Raw genomic sequence first — 17,064 nt, 5'->3', positions numbered from 1 at the left:
CAGCGCTTCCTGTTTTTGGGGTATGTACTTGCTGCGGTTATAGATTCCGGCCACCCCCTTTATGGTGTGTCCCAACAGTTGCTCAACAACATAAAAATCAACTCCCATGTCGTTGAGGCTTGTTGAGAACGTTCGTCTCAGGTCATGTAATGACCACCGTTTTTCATGTTTCAGAGATACAAAGTTTGTGCATCCCATCGCGCTGACGATTGAATCAGATTTCAGTTCCCCGAGTATATACCTACGCCTTTTAGTCTCTTCGTGCAGGTTTACGATCCACTGCCGCATTTTCTGAGGCACCGGCCGGAGAATCTCTTCGCCGTTTTTACTGTGCTCTTTTGGCACCGTCCAAAGCCATTTTTCGAAGTCCCATTCGTCCCATGTGGATAGACGTGCCTCACTGAGCCTGCATCCAAATACAAGGCACAAGATAGCTATCCGCTTCTTGTAATTCATAACACGGGTTTTGCCCTTACCATGAAAGTAAACACCCCACAGATCGGAAACATAGCTTTCTTCAAGCAACCGTTCTCTCTTGTTTTGATACGTGCCAATATCACCGGGGCTCAAGTCATCCAGCACATTACATCGCACATACTGGCGCACCCGGCAGTATTTAAAGATCTGCTTTAACTCAATCAGCATCGCGGCAGACTGAACCGGCACGATTTTCTTCACGCGATCAAAGCATCTTATCCAGTCTGACAGGCTGCATTTCTCGACAGGAAAATCCCCAATGTAGGGGAAGATGTATCTCTCATAACGACGATAGATACGCACCGTCTCCTTGCGTTTTTCCCTAGCATAATTATCAAACCAGTAATCGACAGCGTTCTTAACCGTCACAGGAGTGAACAGACGCTCTTTGGTGAGTTTATTCTCTATCCGTGGATCCAGTCCTTGTGATAACCATGCCCGGCACTCATCCCTTTTCTCCCTGGCCTGTTTAAGTGTCATATCTGGATACTTGCCTAACGTCATCCAGACAGGAGCACTTTGTCGGCCAGAATGTCTAAAGAAATAAACAAAGCTTACAGTGCCAGTCTTGCTCACTCTGGCAGACAGTCCCCGACCATCGGCCAACATCTTTTGACGCGGCTGCGGTTTACCATGTAAGGCTTTTAGCGCCTTGTCGCTTAACTTGTTCTCGCCAGCCATAAAACCTCATTCTGCAATACACATTGCAATACACACTTAGCTGCAACGCCGAAAAACAGTAGAAAAGCAATGCAAAAAACATTTCTTTCTTCTTCACAATTAACAATGAGTTAATGAATGAGTCCGGTTCTTCATGCGTACCCATGAGGTAGTGTGATGGATAATGGATCACCACCCCGCTGCGATGCCGCCAGCGCGCGATCTCCCACTCTGCTTCCGCTTCACGGTCCTGTTGACGATGCTGCGTCAGTCGTTCAACGTGCTGTTGCCGGAGGATATCCCGGACCAGAGATGCCAGTTCCATCATGTCTGCCTTAAGCCTGTGGCGAAAAGCGACAGTTTATCGTGGTCGGGCCGAGGCTACCGTAGCAAAAGCGGCCTTTTGCTTTGATTACACGGCTTTATGAATGCCGCGCTATCAGCGATAATAATCGTTCACTGAATCTATCCGGGATCGTCATGAAGGCATCAGAGCACCCGCCTCGCGTTCGTCAACGCGCCTTACCGCTAAAGCTGAGCACCGCCGTCTCCTTGATGATTGGCAGCGTGATCGGCGCCGTGCTGCTGCTGGTCTATGCCCTGTGGTATATGCAGATCAGCAATGCCACCCGCGACGGCCTGAAGGAGACCGCGCTGGCGGTGGCGCGTACCATGGCTGATATGCCGCAGGTGAAGCGCGGACTGGCGGCGCCGCCGCAGCAGCAGATTATTCAGCCGCTGGCGCAGGCCATCACCCGGCGCAACGACCTGCTGTACGCTATCGTCACCGATATGCACGGTATTCGCTATTCGCATCCGGACAGCTCGATTATTGGCAAACGCTTCATCGGCCACGATATCCAGCCGACGCTGCAGGGAAAAGAGAACGTGGCCATTAACCACGGGGTGCTGGCCCCGGCGCTGCGAGTGTTTACCCCGGTGTTCAACGACCAGCATCAGCAGATTGGCGTGGTGGTGGTCGGCATTTCGCTGAGTAAAGTGGACGAGCAGATCGCCAACAGCCGCTGGGACGTGCTGCTGACCATCCTGTTCAGCGCGCTGGTCTGCGCCATCGGCACCTGGAGCCTGGTGCGCGGCCTGAAGCGCGTCCTGCTGGGGCTGGAGCCGCACGAAATCTCCACTCAGTTTCAGCAGCGTCAGGCCATGCTTCACGCCCTCAAGGAGGGGGTGGTGGCCGTCGATGCCCATGGTGAGGTTAATCTGATCAACCCGGCGGCGCGCGAGATTCTCTTTTCCGGGCCGGACAAGACCCTCGCGCATACCCCGCTGCTGGCCGACCTGCAGACGGTTTTGCACAGCGGCGAGCCGATGTACGACCGCGAGCTGGGGTGCAATGGCCTGTTGCTCATCAGCAACACGGTGCCTATCCGCAGCCAGGAGGCGGTGGTCGGCGCCATCTGTACCTTCCGCGATAAGACCGAAGTCAGCCAGCTGCTGCAGCGGCTGGACGGCATGATGAGCTATGTGGATGCCCTGCGCACCACCTCTCATGAGTTCATGAACAAACTGCACGTGATCCTCGGCCTGCTGAATATGAAAAGCTATGGCAAACTCGAGGAGTACGTGCTGCAGACCGCCCACCGCTACCAGGCGGACATCGGCGATATTCAGCACCGCATTAAATCCCCGGTGGTGGCCGGCTTTCTGATAAGTAAAATGCAGCGCGCCACCGAGTGCGGCTTTACCCTTAAGCTGGCGGAAGAGAGCCTGGTGCCGGATTGCCCGAATGAGAAGCAGGTCACCGTGCTGGTGACGGTGCTGGGCAACCTTATCGAGAACGCGCTGGACGCCATGAGCGGTCAGGCGGAGGGCGAAATCGGCCTGCTGCTGCACTATCAGGACGGCTGGCTAAGCGGTGAAGTGAGCGACGACGGGCCGGGGATCCCGGAAAACAACATCGACGCTATCTTTAACAAAGGCTTCTCCACCAAAGGCGAGAATCGCGGCGTCGGGCTGTTTCTCGCCAACCAGCAATTACGCGAGCTGGGCGGCACCCTCGCCGTCGAGTCGGAACCCGGCGTATTTACCCAATTTTTTGTTCATCTCCCCTGGGATAGTAAAAGGAAACGTGCGTGATAAATGTGTTGATTGTTGACGATGATGCCATGGTGGCCGAACTGAATCGCCTGTACGTGGCAAGGGTTCCCGGCTTTCGTTGCAGCGGGAGCGCCTCGACGCTCAGTCAAGCCCGGGAGATGATTAACGATCCGCAGCTGGAGATCGATCTGGTGCTGCTGGATGTCTATATGCAGCAGGACAGCGGGCTCGATCTGCTGCCGACTATCCGTAAATCGGGGCGCGCCATCGACGTCATCATGATCACCTCGGCGGCGGATGCCGCCACGGTGCAGACCGCCATGCATTACGGAGTGGTCGATTACCTGATCAAACCTTTCCAGTTTCCCCGTTTTGAAGAGGCGCTCACCACCTGGCGGGAGAAGCGCAAGCTGATAACCGGCCAACCCTATTACGAGCAGGCCGACGTTGACCGCCTGCTGCACGGCGGCGCGCCGGAGGCCAGCGACGCGCGCAAGCTGCCCAAGGGGCTCACCGCGCAAACCCTGCGCACCCTGTGCCAGTGGATTGACGCTCACCCGGACGTTGAATTCTCTACCGATGAGCTGGCGGCGGCGGTGAATATCTCCCGCGTTTCCTGCCGCAAGTATCTGATCTGGCTGGCGCAGATCAATATTCTCTATACCACTATTCACTACGGCGCCACCGGGCGGCCGGTCTATCGCTACCGCCTGGTGGCCGAACAGTACAGTTTGCTTAAGCAGTACAGTCAGTAACGCGGTAGCCGCTGTCCAGCGACGCAAAGCGCAAGCGCTGCGGCGATGACAGTATAATGTCGCGATTTTTGGTGACGAAAATCGCGTCGATATCCTGCCGCTGACGCAACGCTGCGCAGCCTTTCTCGACGCCGAGGCCGAACAGCAGCGTGGTCCAGATATCGCCGTCTAAAGAATCGCTGGAAATCACCGTGACGCTGTCGAGTTCGTTGTCCAGCGGGTAACCGCTGCGCGGGTCGAGAATATGGTGCCAGCGCTTGCCGTCCTGCTCGAAATAACGTTCGTAGGTGCCCGAGGTGACTACCGACTGTCCGTTGACCGTCAGGGAGCCGATCAGCGCCTGCGCATCGGCAAACGGTTTTTTCAGGCCAATAGCCCATTCGCCGAGGGTATGCACATTGCCGCCGAGGTTGATCAGCGCCCTTTCCACCTGCTGCTGACGCAGATAATCACGCACCCGGTCAGCGATATAGCCTTTGGCGATCGCCCCAAGATCCAGCTCCATCCCCGGCTGCTGAAGAAACACGCTGCAGGTTGCCTCATCAAGGATCACCTCCTGCGGGCGGGTCAGCGCCAGCCGGGCCCTGATTTCGCCGGCGTCAGGCACGCTGTGTCCCTGAAAGCCAATCCGCCACAGCTTCACCAGCGGCCCAATCGCGAGGTTAAAGGCGCTGTCGCGCACCATGCTGGCGGCTTTGGCGCACTGAATGAGCTGAAAGACCGGGCGGCTGACGGTCACCGGGTGACGTCCGGCGGCGTGGTTGATATCCATCACCTGGGACTCGGCGCGGTTAACGGTAAGCAGATCTTCGTAGCGCTTGATTAACTGAAATACGCGGGAGGCCAGCGCCTCATCATGGGAGCAGAGTTTGAGCAGGATGGGAGAACCCATCAGAACGGCGGAGTAGCTATAGACGCGGTTATCAGACATCGGGCTCTCCTTAGTAGGGGTAAGCCGGGCGGCGACAGCGCCGGCCCGGCATCAACAATGGCGTGTTATCCTCTGGCGCGTTTCGCCGCCTGGTGGCCCGCGAGGGTGCCGAAGATGATGATATCCGCCACCGCGTTACCACCGATACGGTTGCCGCCGTGGATCCCGCCAACCACCTCACCGGCGGCGTAGGCGCCGCGGATCGGCTGCCGGGCCACGTTCAGCACTTCGCCATCGGTGTTAATGGTCACGCCGCCCATGGTGTGGTGCACCCCCGGGGCGATACGAATGGCGTGGAACGGACCTTCGTTAATCGGCGCGCGCAGCGCGGTGGTACGGCCAAACTGTTCATCATGCTGTTTTTCCACCGCCCCGTTGTAGCACTCGAGGGTGGCGAGGAAGGCATGGTAATCCATCCCCAGTTTCTCCGCCAGTTCACGCGGCGAGCTGGCGCTGGTGACGAAGCCTTTGGCGATGTACTCATCGGCGGCTTTGTTTTTCGCCCGTACATGTTCGTCAAAGACGATGTACGCATAGTGTTCCGGCAGGGCGATAATCGCCGCGGAGACTTTATCGCGGGTCTCCATTTCGTTGAAGAAGCGGTTACCCTGCTGGTTGACGAGGATCGCCCCACCGCCGCGAATCGACTCGGAAATCAGATAGGAGGTCTGCTGTTCAACGGTCGGGTGAATTTGAATTTCGCCCATATCCACCGTGTCGGCGCCGATACGCTCCAGCAGCGCGATACCGCTCCCGGTGGCCCCTTTGTGGTTGGTGGTGACGAAGCCTTCGAGGTCAGGACGATACTTCACCACCATCGCGCTGTTGGCGCTGAAGCCGCCGGTGGCCACCACAATGCTTTTGCTCTGGATTTCAACGATCTCGTTTTCGTCGTTGATCAGACGCACGCCGCTGACTTCATCGCCGCTCATCAGGATCTCCTCCACCGAGGTATCCAGCAGGACGTCGATGCCGCGTTTGGTGATGTTGCGCACCAGGCCGCTAATCAGATAGCCGCCGACCGCTGACCCGTCGCGCGGACGGTGGGTGCGGTCAATGCTCATCCCGCCGGTGGTGGTGATATCGTTGAGCATAATGCCGCGGTCAGCCAGCCATTCAATGGCTTGCGGTGCATTCTCCACGAAGCGGCGCAGCAGCTGCGGGTTGTTTTTATTGTGCCCACCTTTCAGGGTTTCCTGATAGAACAGCTCTTTGCTGTCCTGAATGCCTTTCACGCGCTGGAAGCGGGTCTCCGCGGCGTTCATCCCGGCGGAAGCCTTGATGGTGTTCCCGCCAATGGTCGGCATTTTCTCGACGATCAGCACGCTGGCGCCTTCGTCGTGAGCCTGAATGGCGGCCGCCAGACCGGCGCCGCCGCTGCCGACCACCACCACATCATAGCTTTTCGGCGCGGCGTCATTGCCGCCCTCTTCCGCCGCCAGCGCTTTGCTCGATTTCAGCATCGCTTTGGCGACCGCTTTTTTCACCGCCTCGCTCTGGCTGGTGGCCCCGGAAATAGCGTCCACGTGCGGGGTATTGGCGGTCAGAATACGTTCGCGGATCTCTTCGAAGCTGGTGGTGAACTCCACGGTCTGCACCGGGCTCGCCGCCAGTTCGATATCGGCGATATGGTCATTTTCGAGGCTGACGTTGATCACCAGCTCATTGGCGTCATCCTGAACGGTTTCAACAAACATCCCCGGCTTAAATTTGGCGTCGCCCATGCTCATGTCGCGGATCATCGCTTCCACCAGCGAGAAGCGCCACAGCGGTTCCGGAATGTGCAGCGCCTCGCGCTGGGTGCTGTCGATAAACAGCTCCAGCTCTTCACCCGCGGCGATACGAGCCGCCCAGTCCGGATAGGCGATGCAGGCGCGGCCCACGGCGATCAGGTCATAGCCGTGATCGAGGCCCAGCTCGGCATCGGCGACGTTAACCACCCCGCCGACGCCCATCACCGGCACCTGAGCCAGAGTGTCAGAGCGCATGGCGCAATATTTCTCAATCAGCGGCGTTGGGTCGCAGGTATCAACGATAGAGGGACGCAGAGTCGCGCCCACCGAGAAGTGCAGATAATCGACGCCGCGAGCGGCCAGTTTTTCCAGCAGATACATGGTGTCGTCGAAGCGGATCCCCGGGACCTCCATCTCTTCCGGCGAGAAGCGGTAACCGATGATAAAGGCATCGTCAGCGTACTGGCGGGCCATTTTATGGGTGATGTCGAGCACCGCCAGCGGGAAACGAGCGCGATTGTCGCGGCTACCGCCCCACTCATCGTCGCGCTGGTTGGAGTTCGGCGAATAGAACTGCTGAATGAGATAGGTGTTAGCCCCGTGAATTTCGACTCCGTCGAAACCGGCGAGGATAGCGCGACGGACCCCATCGCCAAACTTGGCGATCATGCCTTCCACTTCGTCTCCGCTCAGCGCCCGCGGCATCGCGGCGCCCTCACGCGGGGCGGCGATAGCGCTCGGCGCCACCGGCTGGCGACCGCCGATCAGCTGCGGGTCGACCATGCGGCCGCCGTGATAGATCTGCAGAATCGCTTTCGAACCTTCCGCTTTAATCGCTTCGGCGATTTTCGCCAGGCCGGCGATTTTTTCATCGTTATCGATACCGATAGCACCCGGGAAGGCCAGGCCGTAGTCATCAATAAAGCAGCACTCGACAATAATGGTGCCGATGCTGCCGGCGCGAGCGCGATAGTATTCCACCAGCTCGCTGGTGACAGTCCCATCGTAATAACCGGTGCAGGTGGTCATCGGCGCCATGAGCAAACGGTTTTTCAGCTCCGTACCATTTGGTAAAGTAAATGGCTGCAGAATTCGTTCGTTACTGGTCATAAGTTACGCTCCAGATTTTAAAATATTAAAAATTCAGAATGGGGTGACGGAATCATTAATGGTTGTGGTTTTTTAATTCCTGTTGTCATGCCAATAATATAACGGGTTTTTTAGTTACTAAATCAATTACGTTAGTTATAAAACTATTTAACCCCAGCAATAACATCGCTACCTCTATTGTATTATTAAAATAATAAATAGCATTTACATAATACAAATAAACGATAACATTTCAGATACTTACGTTAACATTCACAACGACCAAACTCGCGCACATTACAGTTATTATTCAGCAACTTACGAAACAAATGAAAAAAATTAGCATTAATTGCTTATTTTTATTTTAACATTTACCGATATTTTCGCCAAAATAACACCTCATCACATAGGGTTATACTGATAATAAAAAAAATAGTGAAATCACCTGCTTTTCTTGATCTTGATCAATTGCAACGGCCATTGAAAGCGCAATATATAAATAACCAATAAATTTAATTTAACGCCCATCAAATCGCGTTAAATAATCGCCCCAACGATACTCAGAAACGCAAAATAAAAACTAAAGAAACTTTTGTAATTAAAGAAACCACTGAGCGCATCGCTGGCGTAAACGTTATTTTCAACAACTTGCAGATACTCATTATGAAAGAGAAAAAGACAACCATACCGCCTGCCGGTGCAGTCAATCCAACGACTGCGAATAAAAAACGTCTCCTGATGATGGCGCTGCCAATTATCGTTGCCGTGCTGTTACTCTTCGTCCCGGTCCCGGACGGCCTGCCGCCGTACGCCTGGCACTACTTCGCTATCTTCGTCGGGGTGATCGTCGGGTTGATTTTTGAACCACTGCCTGGCGCCGTTATCGGCATCACCGGCGTGGTGGTCATCGCCCTGTGCAGTCAGTGGCTGCTGTTCAGCCCGGAACAGATGGCCGCACCCGGCTTCAAAATGGCCGGCGCCTCCTTTAAGTGGGCGGTGAGCGGCTTCGGCAACTCCACCGTGTGGCTTATCTTCGGCGCCTTTATGTTCGCCGCCGGCTACGATAAAACCCAGTTTGGCCGCCGCCTGGCGCTGATTCTGGTGAAATATCTCGGCCGTCGCAGCCTGACGCTGGGCTACGCCATCACCTTCGCGGATCTGCTGCTGGCGCCGTTTACGCCGTCGAATACCGCGCGCAGCGGGGGCACCATCTACCCGATTATCGCCAACCTGCCGCCGCTGTACGGTTCAAAACCGAACGATCCGAGCGCGCGTAAAATCGGTTCCTATCTGATGTGGGTAGCGATCACCGCCGCCTGTATCACCAGCTCGATGTTCCTGTCGGCACTGGCGCCGAACCTGCTGGCGCTGGCGCTGGTAAAAAGCATCGTCGGTATCAACATCTCCTGGGGCACCTGGTTCATCGCCTTCCTGCCGCTTGGCGTACTGCTGATCCTGACCATGCCGCTGCTGGCCTACTGGTTCTACCCGCCGGAAGTGAAAGTCAACAACGAAGTGCCGCTGTGGGCCGCTCGTGAACTGGAAAAACTGGGCAAACTGTCGCGCAATGAGATCCTGCTGCTGGTGTTCGTCTGCTTCGCGCTGATGATGTGGATCTTCGCCGCCGACTGGATTGAACCGGCTCTGGCCGCCCTGCTGGTTATCGTGCTGATGCTGTGGACCGGCGTGCTCTCCTGGAGCGATATCACCAACAACAAAGCGGCGTGGAACACCTTTGTCTGGTTCGCCACCCTGGTGGCGCTGGCCGACGGCCTCTCCTCTACCGGCTTTATCGCCTGGCTGGGTAAAGAGGGCGGCGCGCTGATGAGCGGTATCTCTCCGGGGATGGCGACCATCGTCCTGCTGCTGGCGTTCTACCTGCTGCACTATCTGTTTGCCAGCACCACCGCGCACACTACCGCGCTGCTGCCGGCCATGCTGACCATCGCAGCCACCATTCCGGGGATGAATATGGAAGTGTTCGTTCTGCTGATGGTCACCTCGCTGGGCGTGATGGGGATCATCACCCCGTACGGTACCGGCCCAAGCCCGATCTACTACGGCAGCGGCTATCTGCCGACTAAAGATTACTGGCGCCTCGGCACCATCTTTGGCGCCATCTTCCTGGCCGCCCTGCTGCTGATTGGCTATCCGTGGATGTCCATGATGTTTTGATTCATAACCGCCGGGACCACCCCGGCGGTTTTATCTTTATGGAGTAAGTGATTATGTCGACTAAACCGTTTGTTTATCAGGATCCGTTCCCGCTGGCGCACGACGATACCGAATACTATCTGCTCAGCAAAGCGCACGTCTCCGTCGCCGAATTTGACGGCCAGGAAGTGCTGAAAGTGGAACCGCAGGCGCTGACCCTGCTGGCGCAGCAGGCCTTCCACGACGCCGCCTTTATGCTGCGCGTCTCCCATCAGCAGCAGGTCGCGTCGATTCTGCTCGACCCGGAGGCCAGCGATAACGATAAATATGTCGCCCTGCAGTTCCTGCGCAACTCGGAAATCGCCGCCAAAGGCATTCTGCCCACCTGCCAGGACACCGGCACCGCCATCATCATGGGTAAAAAAGGCCAGCGCGTCTGGACCGGCGGCGGCGACGAAGCCGCCCTGGCGCAGGGCGTGTACAACACCTATACCGAAGATAACCTGCGATACTCGCAGAACGCCCCGCTGGATATGTATAAAGAGGTCAACACCGGCACCAACCTGCCGGCGCAGATCGATCTCTACAGCGTCGACGGCGACGAATATAAATTCCTGTGCATGGCGAAAGGCGGCGGTTCCGCCAATAAAACCTATCTCTATCAGGAAACCAAAGCGCTGATCACCCCGGCGAAGCTGAAAAACTATCTGGTGGAGAAGATGCGTACCCTCGGCACGGCGGCCTGCCCGCCGTACCATATCGCCTTTGTCATCGGCGGCACCTCGGCGGAAGCGACGCTGAAAACCGTCAAGCTGGCCTCCACCCGCTACTACGACGGCCTGCCGACTGAAGGCAACGAGCACGGTCAGGCGTTCCGCGATGTGCAGCTTGAGCAGGAACTGCTGCAGGAAGCGCAAAACCTCGGCCTCGGCGCGCAGTTCGGCGGCAAATACTTCGCCCACGATATCCGGGTGATCCGCCTGCCGCGCCACGGCGCCTCCTGTCCGATCGGCATGGGCGTCTCCTGCTCCGCCGACCGCAACATCAAAGCCAAAATCAACCGCGACGGTATCTGGATTGAGAAACTGGAGAGCAATCCAGGAAAATATATCCCTGAACATCTGCGTCAGCAGGGCGAAGGCAAGGTGGTCAGCATCAACCTTAATCAGCCGATGAGCGAGATCCTGGCGCAACTGTCCGCCCATCCGGTTTCCACCCGCCTGAGTCTCAACGGCACTATTATCGTCGCCCGCGATATCGCCCACGCCAAGCTGAAAGAGCTTATCGATAATGGCGAGGAACTGCCGCAGTACGTGAAAGATCATCCGATCTACTACGCCGGCCCGGCCAAAACGCCTGCCGGTTACGCCTCCGGCTCCCTCGGCCCGACCACCGCAGGCCGCATGGACTCTTACGTCGATCTGCTGCAGTCCCATGGCGCGAGCATGGTGATGCTGGCGAAAGGCAACCGCAGCCAGCAGGTCACCGACGCCTGCCACAAACACGGCGGCTTCTACCTCGGCAGCATCGGCGGCCCGGCGGCGGTGCTGGCGCAACAGAGCATCAAGAGCCTTGAGTGCGTGGCGTATCCGGAACTGGGGATGGAGGCGATCTGGAAAATCGAAGTGGAAGATTTCCCGGCGTTTATTCTCGTCGATGATAAAGGCAACGATTTCTTCCAGCAGATCCCGAACAAGCAGTGCGCCGGCTGTAAACAGCACGGCTAACGCCCCCCTCTGGCGCTAACAGCAGGCCGTCGCCGTTCAGGTGACGGCTTTTTTTATGCCCGCGCCGCGCCAGCTTGAATTCACTTCCTGCCCGGCTATGCTCAACGACAAGTCGTCCCTTGGATGCTGAAAAATAACAATAATTCCCTTTCCCGGGTTGATGCTGACCCTCAGGTCGACCGGGACGATGCCCCAGCCGTCGCGCCGCAGGAGGGTGAGAAATAAGGATAACGTAGCGGCATTTCCGCCGGGTGGCGGCGTACGCCTTACCCGGCCGACAACGACTGCCGGGCAATTCGACCTGGACGACGACTCAACCCTGCGCGGCGTCAATGTCGTCAAACACCTGCTGCGCCAGATGCATCGTGGCATTGGCCGCCGGCAGTCCGCAGTACAGCGCAGAGTGCATGATCAACTCTTTCAGCTCATCGCGGGTCACCCCGTTGTTAAACGACGCGCGCAGATGCATCTTCAGCTCCGCCTCGCGATTGAGAGCAATCAGCATGGCAATGGTGATCATACTGCGGGTGTGGTGGTCGAGCCCCGGACGGGTCCAGGTCTCACCCCAGGCGTAGCGGGTGATAAAGTCCTGAAACTCTTCGTTCAACGGCGTCAGATGCTGCAGCGTACGGTCGACGTGGGCGTCGCCCAGTACTTTGCGCCGCACCGCCAACCCGTCCTGATAGCGCTGTTTATCCTCCATGGCGTTCTCCCTGGAAAAAGCTCAGCAGCGCTGAAGTAAAGCTTTTCGCCGCCTCAATGTTTGACAGATGCGATGCCGGCAGAACTACCACCTGGGAGGCGGGGATCTGCTGCTGCAGGAAATTAGCGTCACCGACCGTGGTGACAGGGTCACTTTCCCCGGCAATGATTAACGTCGGCAGCGGGATCTGCCCTACTTCGCCCCGCAGGTCGGCGGCGGCCAGCGCCTCACAGCAGGCGGCATAGCCTTCGGCGTCGGTATGGGTCAGCTGGTGACACAGGGCTTCCACCACCTCCGGCGCCTTCTGGCGAAACGCGTGGGTGAACCAGCGATCTGCCGCCCCGGCGGCCACCACCGCCATTCCCTCCTGGCGTACCGCCCGCGCCCGCGACAGCCAGCTGGCCTGATCGCCGATGCGCGCCGCGGTGTTCGCGACGGCAAGACCATAAAAACGCTCTGGCGCAAAGCGGCCCAGCCACAGACCGGTCAGACCGCCCATCGAGATCCCGCAGAACCAGGCGCGGTCGATATTCAGATGATCGAGCAGCGCAATCACATCTTCCCCCAGCTGGGCGAGGGTCACTTTGCCATTTTTCGTCGTTTTACCGTGGCCGTGGGTGTCGTAGCGCAGCACCCGGAAATGGGCGGTTAACGCCTCTATCTGCGGCTGCCACATCGCCCGGGTGGTACCCAGCGAGTTGGAGAGAACGATAACCGGCGCACCTTCCGGTCCGTCGAGTTGATAATCAAGATTCATCATGTTGCTCCTGATAACGCGCCAGCACCTGGCGCACAAAGCGTTCGGCGCTGCCGGTCGCCGTTGCCGGGTCCAGCAGCGTGGTTAAGCGTTCGCGGGAGAGATACTGACTAACCTGCGGGTCTGCCGCGAGCAGATCGACCAGCGGGCGGTGGCGGTCCAGCGCCTGACGGCACAGCACCTCAATATGATGGTGCGCCTCAGCTTTGCCGATGCATTCCGCCAGCGCCAGGGTCACCGCCTCAGCCATGATCAGCCCGTGGGTGATATCGAGGTCGGCGCGCATCTTTTGCGGGAAGACCTGCATGTCGCGCACCAGCGCCTCGCTTTGCGCCAGCGCCCCGCCCACCAGGGTAATCAGCTCTGGCAGGGTCTCCCACTCCGCCTGCCAGCCGCCCAGCGCCCGCTCGTGCTGCTGAATCTGGCAGGCGTAGAGGGTGGCCATCAGACCCGGGGTGCGCTGGGCGGCGGTCAGGATCGCCGCGCAGGCCACCGGATTGCGCTTATGCGGCATCGTCGACGAGCCGCCGCGCCCTTCCGCTACCGGCTCGCCCACCTCAGCCACTTCGGTCTGCATCAGCAGGGAGAAGTCGTTAGCGAATTTCCCCAGGGTGCCGCAGACGCCAGCGAACCAGGCGCCTGCCTCCAGCAGCCGATCGCGCTGGCTGTGCCACGGGGTATCCGGCAGCGACAGACCGAGGTTCTGCGCCAGCGCCTGGCCAACCGCCGGTCCTTGCGCTTTCAGCGCGTCCAGGGTCCCCGCGGCGCCGCCGAACTGCAGCACCAGCAGACGCGGACGCATCTCCCGCAGCCGCTGCTGCCAGCGCAGCAGCGCGTCGAGAGTGCCCGCCAGCTTCAGACCAAAGGTCACCGGCAGCGCATGCTGCATCCAGGTCCGGCCCGGCATCACGCTGTGGCAATGACGGTCGGCCTGCCCGGCGAGGGCCGCCAACAGTCGCTCAAGCAGTTGCTCGGCGGCATCCAGCGCCCCGCGCAGCTGGAGCACCAGCCCGGTGTCGATAGCATCCTGACTGGTGGCGCCCCAGTGAACGTAGCGCGCGGCGTTTGGATCCCGTGCTTTTACCTGGGCCGTCAGCTGTTTCACCAGCGGGATCGCCAGATTACCCGCCCCCACAGCCGCCTCGCCCAGGGCGGTAAAATCGATCGCCTCGTGGCGGCAGGCCGCGACAATCGGCCCGACCGCCGCCGCCGGCACCATCCCGCAGGCGGCCTGCGCCTGGGCCAGCGCCGCTTCAAAATCCAGCATGCCCTGCACCCGCTGCGCGTCGCTGAACCAGTCGGTGAGCGGACTGCTGCGCAGCATCGGGGTCAACAAACTCATTCTGGCTCCTTAAACACGTTCAATAATCAGGGCGATCCCCTGCCCGACGCCGATGCACATGGTGCACAGCGCGTAGCGGCCGCCGGTCCGTTTCAGCTGGTAAGCTGCGGTCATCGCCAGGCGGCCGCCGGAGGCGCCGAGCGGATGCCCCAGGGCGATCGCCCCGCCGTTGGGGTTCACATGGGCGGCATCGTCCGGTAAGCCCAAATCGCGGGTCACCGCCAGCGCCTGGGCGGCGAAGGCTTCATTCAGCTCGATCACATCCATCTGGGCTAACGTCAGACCGGTCTGCGCCAGCACCTTCCGCACCGCCGGCGCCGGGCCAAAGCCCATAATGCGCGGCGCCACCCCCGCCGTCGCCACGCCGACCACCCGGGCCAGCGGCTGAAGATCGTTGGCCGCCAGCGCAGTTTCGCTGGCCAGCAGCAGCGCGCAGGCGCCATCGTTAACGCCTGAGGCGTTGCCGGCGGTGACGCTGCCGTCGGCGCGCACCACGCCGCGCAGTTTCGCCAGCGCCTCCAGCGAGGTGCTGCGCGGGTGTTCATCGCGGCTAAACCGCAGCGGTTCGCCTTTACGCTGCGGCACCTGGACGGCGATCAGCTCATCGGCAAAACGCCCAGCCTCCTGGGCCGCGGCGGTGCGCAGTTGACTGCGTAAGGCGAACGCATCCTGATCGGCGCGGGAAATGGCAAACTCATCGGCGACATTTTCCGCCGTCTCCGGCATGGAATGCACGCCGTACAGGGCTTTCATCTGCGGGTTAATAAAGCGCCAGCCGATGGTGGTATCCTCCATCTGCATGCTGCGGCTAAAGGCGCTCTCCGCTTTACCCATCACAAACGGCGCCCGGGACATACTCTCCACGCCGCCGGCGATCATCAGCTGCGTCTCCCCGCTTTTAATCGCCCGCGCCGCGACGCCGATCGCATCGAGGCTGGAGCCGCACAGGCGGTTGATGGTGCTGCCGGGCACGCTCTCCGGCAGCCCGGCCAGCAGCAGCGCCATCCGCGCCACGTTGCGGTTGTCTTCCCCGGCCTGGTTGGCGCAGCCAAAGATCACATCGTCAATGCGCGAAGGATCCAGTCCCGGGTTACGCTCCAGCAGCGCTTTCAGGGGCAGCGCCGCCAGGTCGTCAGCGCGCATCGTCGCCAGGGTACCACCAAAACGGCCAAAGGGTGTACGCACCGCATCACAGATAAATGCCTGATTCATCATAGGTTCCTTACGCGCTTTCCGCCAGTTGTTCAAAGGTCAGCGTCACCGGAGTGATGCGCTGCAGCTCTTCAAAAGAGAGACCGTTAAAGATTTCCCGCACCACCGGGCCGCGGTCGGTAATGTCGATCACCGCCAGGTCGGTATAGATCCGGCTCACGCAGCCGACGCCGGTCAGCGGGTAGCTGCACTGTTCCACCAGCTTGCACTCGCCGTCGCGGGTTAGATGGTCCATCATCACAAACACCTGGCGAGCGCCGATGGCCAGATCCATCGCCCCGCCGACCGCCGGGATGGCGTCCGGCGCGCCGGTGCTCCAGTTGGCGAGATCGCCGCTGGCGGAGACCTGATAGGCCCCCAGCACGCAGATATCGAGATGGCCGCCGCGCATCATGGCGAAGGAGTCGCCATGGTGGAAATAGCAGCCGCCCTGCAGGAGGGTAACGTACTCTTTACCGGCATTGATCAGCTCGGGATCTTCTTCTCCGGGCTGCGGCTTCGGCCCCATGCCCAGCAGGCCGTTCTCGCTGTGCAGGAACACCTCTTTGTCGGCAGGCAGGTAGTTGGCAATCCGGGTCGGCAGGCCAATGCCGAGGTTAACGTAAGCGCCTTCGGGGATATCGCGGGCCACGCGCTGGGCCATTTCGTCACGGGTCAGTTTTTGCATCTCGGGTTCCTCAGGCGCGTTGTGCGGCAGTCAGGTTTTCCAGCGAGAACACGCGCTGGACGAAAATGCCGGGGGTGATGATGTGTTCCGGGTCGAGGTCGCCCAGCGACACCAGCTGCGAGACTTCAACGATGGTGGTTTTCGCCGCCGTCGCCATAATCGGGCCAAAGTTGCGCGCTGCTTTGCGATACACCAGGTTGCCCCAGCGGTCGCCCTGGTGGGCTTTAATCAGCGCGAAATCGGCTTTGATCGGATACTCCAGTACATAGTGGCGGCCGTCGATTTCCCGTGTCTCCTTGCCTTCCGCCAGCGGCGTGCCGTAGCCGGTGGGGGTAAACACCGCGCCCAGCCCGGCGCCGGCGGCCTGGATCCGCGCCGCGAGGTTGCCCTGCGGCACCAGCTCCAGCTCCACTTTGCCGCGGCGATAGAGGTCATCGAAAATCTGGGAATCGACCTGGCGCGGGAAGGAGCAGATCATTTTGCGCACCCGGCCAGCCTTAAGCAGCGCCGCGAGCCCCACTTCGCCGTTGCCAGCGTTGTTGTTAATGATGGTCAGGTCGCGGGCGCCCTGGTCAATCAGGGCGTCAATCAGAAAGGTCGGCTGGCCGGCGGGACCAAAGCCGCCGATCATAATAGTCGCCCCGTCGTGGATCCCGGCGATGGCCTCGCTCAGCGTCGATACGCTTTTATCAATCATCAGGTCGCTCCAGTGATGTGCGGTAATCGCACTTTTATTCGTTGTTCGCACAAAATGTGACCCGCTTAACGATGTCGGTCAAGGGCGATAATAGAAATATGG

The 17,064-nt window shown here is 59.3% G+C and carries 14 protein-coding genes; 4 read left to right on the top strand and 10 right to left on the bottom strand.

Annotated elements, in window-relative coordinates; genetic code table 11:
- Together ACOI7Z_RS08215 and ACOI7Z_RS08210 are read right to left on the bottom strand one after the other, a co-directional pair.
- On the bottom strand, positions 1–1,158 hold a 1,158-nt coding region (locus ACOI7Z_RS08215), incomplete at its 3' end, for a tyrosine-type recombinase/integrase (protein ID WP_420702137.1).
- Positions 1,106–1,462 (bottom strand): hypothetical protein, encoded by a 357-nt coding sequence (locus ACOI7Z_RS08210; RefSeq protein WP_087849877.1) that lies wholly within the window; start codon positions 1,460–1,462, stop codon positions 1,106–1,108. The genes ACOI7Z_RS08210 and ACOI7Z_RS08215, both read right to left, overlap by 53 nt.
- A 155-nt stretch (positions 1,463–1,617) precedes the next feature.
- Here ACOI7Z_RS08210 and ACOI7Z_RS08205 point away from each other — a divergent pair, with 155 nt between their 5' ends.
- Positions 1,618–3,234 (top strand): sensor histidine kinase, encoded by a 1,617-nt coding sequence (locus tag ACOI7Z_RS08205; RefSeq protein WP_086076207.1) that lies wholly within the window; start codon positions 1,618–1,620, stop codon positions 3,232–3,234.
- A complete protein-coding gene (dcuR, locus tag ACOI7Z_RS08200) occupies positions 3,231–3,950 on the top strand; it encodes a two-component system response regulator DcuR (RefSeq protein ID WP_023289524.1) in 720 nt (239 codons plus the stop codon). Before ACOI7Z_RS08205 ends, dcuR begins: the two co-directional genes overlap by 4 nt.
- Here dcuR and ACOI7Z_RS08195 read toward each other — a convergent pair.
- Complete coding sequence (locus tag ACOI7Z_RS08195; protein ID WP_023289523.1) at positions 3,931–4,881, bottom strand: FAD:protein FMN transferase; 951 nt, start codon at positions 4,879–4,881, stop codon at positions 3,931–3,933. The two genes, dcuR and ACOI7Z_RS08195, sit on opposite strands and share 20 nt — an antisense overlap.
- A gap of 65 nt (positions 4,882–4,946) precedes the next feature.
- Positions 4,947–7,724: a flavocytochrome c gene (locus ACOI7Z_RS08190; RefSeq protein ID WP_087849876.1), complete on the bottom strand. Its 2,778-nt coding sequence runs from the start codon at positions 7,722–7,724 to the stop codon at positions 4,947–4,949.
- A 642-nt stretch (positions 7,725–8,366) separates the two neighbouring features.
- Here ACOI7Z_RS08190 and ACOI7Z_RS08185 point away from each other — a divergent pair.
- Positions 8,367–9,878 carry an anion permease gene (locus ACOI7Z_RS08185; RefSeq protein WP_049092623.1) on the top strand — a complete coding sequence of 504 codons (1,512 nt, stop codon included), beginning with the start codon at positions 8,367–8,369 and terminating at the stop codon, positions 9,876–9,878.
- Between the two features lie 53 nt (positions 9,879–9,931).
- Positions 9,932–11,584: a class I fumarate hydratase FumA gene (fumA, locus tag ACOI7Z_RS08180; protein WP_087849875.1), complete on the top strand. Its 1,653-nt coding sequence runs from the start codon at positions 9,932–9,934 to the stop codon at positions 11,582–11,584.
- 313 nt (positions 11,585–11,897) lie between these two features.
- Here the strand turns inward: fumA and pcaC are convergent, their stop codons facing one another.
- The 6 genes from pcaC to ACOI7Z_RS08150 are packed head-to-tail and all read right to left on the bottom strand — an operon-like array spanning position 11,898 to position 16,962.
- A complete protein-coding gene (pcaC, locus tag ACOI7Z_RS08175) occupies positions 11,898–12,287 on the bottom strand; it encodes a 4-carboxymuconolactone decarboxylase (protein WP_023289519.1) in 390 nt (129 codons plus the stop codon).
- Positions 12,277–13,044 carry a 3-oxoadipate enol-lactonase gene (pcaD, locus tag ACOI7Z_RS08170; protein ID WP_080901503.1) on the bottom strand — a complete coding sequence of 256 codons (768 nt, stop codon included), beginning with the start codon at positions 13,042–13,044 and terminating at the stop codon, positions 12,277–12,279. Before pcaD ends, pcaC begins: the two co-directional genes overlap by 11 nt.
- On the bottom strand, positions 13,034–14,386 hold the full coding sequence (locus tag ACOI7Z_RS08165) for a 3-carboxy-cis,cis-muconate cycloisomerase (protein WP_065882276.1): 1,353 nt from the start codon (positions 14,384–14,386) through the stop codon (positions 13,034–13,036). Before ACOI7Z_RS08165 ends, pcaD begins: the two co-directional genes overlap by 11 nt.
- A gap of 9 nt (positions 14,387–14,395) precedes the next feature.
- Entirely contained in the window at positions 14,396–15,598 is a 1,203-nt protein-coding gene (pcaF, locus tag ACOI7Z_RS08160; RefSeq protein ID WP_048297434.1) for a 3-oxoadipyl-CoA thiolase, read from the bottom strand.
- 10 nt (positions 15,599–15,608) lie between these two features.
- Positions 15,609–16,265, bottom strand: a complete 657-nt coding sequence (locus tag ACOI7Z_RS08155) for a 3-oxoacid CoA-transferase subunit B (RefSeq protein ID WP_023289515.1) — start codon at positions 16,263–16,265, stop codon at positions 15,609–15,611.
- 10 nt (positions 16,266–16,275) lie between these two features.
- Positions 16,276–16,962, bottom strand: a complete 687-nt coding sequence (locus ACOI7Z_RS08150; protein WP_023289514.1) for a 3-oxoacid CoA-transferase subunit A — start codon at positions 16,960–16,962, stop codon at positions 16,276–16,278.
- Positions 16,963–17,064 lie beyond the last annotated feature (102 nt).

The sequence above is a fragment of the Klebsiella sp. C283 genome (assembly GCF_048822555.1).
GTDB classification, from domain to species: domain Bacteria; phylum Pseudomonadota; class Gammaproteobacteria; order Enterobacterales; family Enterobacteriaceae; genus Klebsiella; species Klebsiella quasipneumoniae.
Note: the sequence above shows the minus strand (reverse complement) of the source record. Positions and strands in the feature narration are given on the sequence as shown.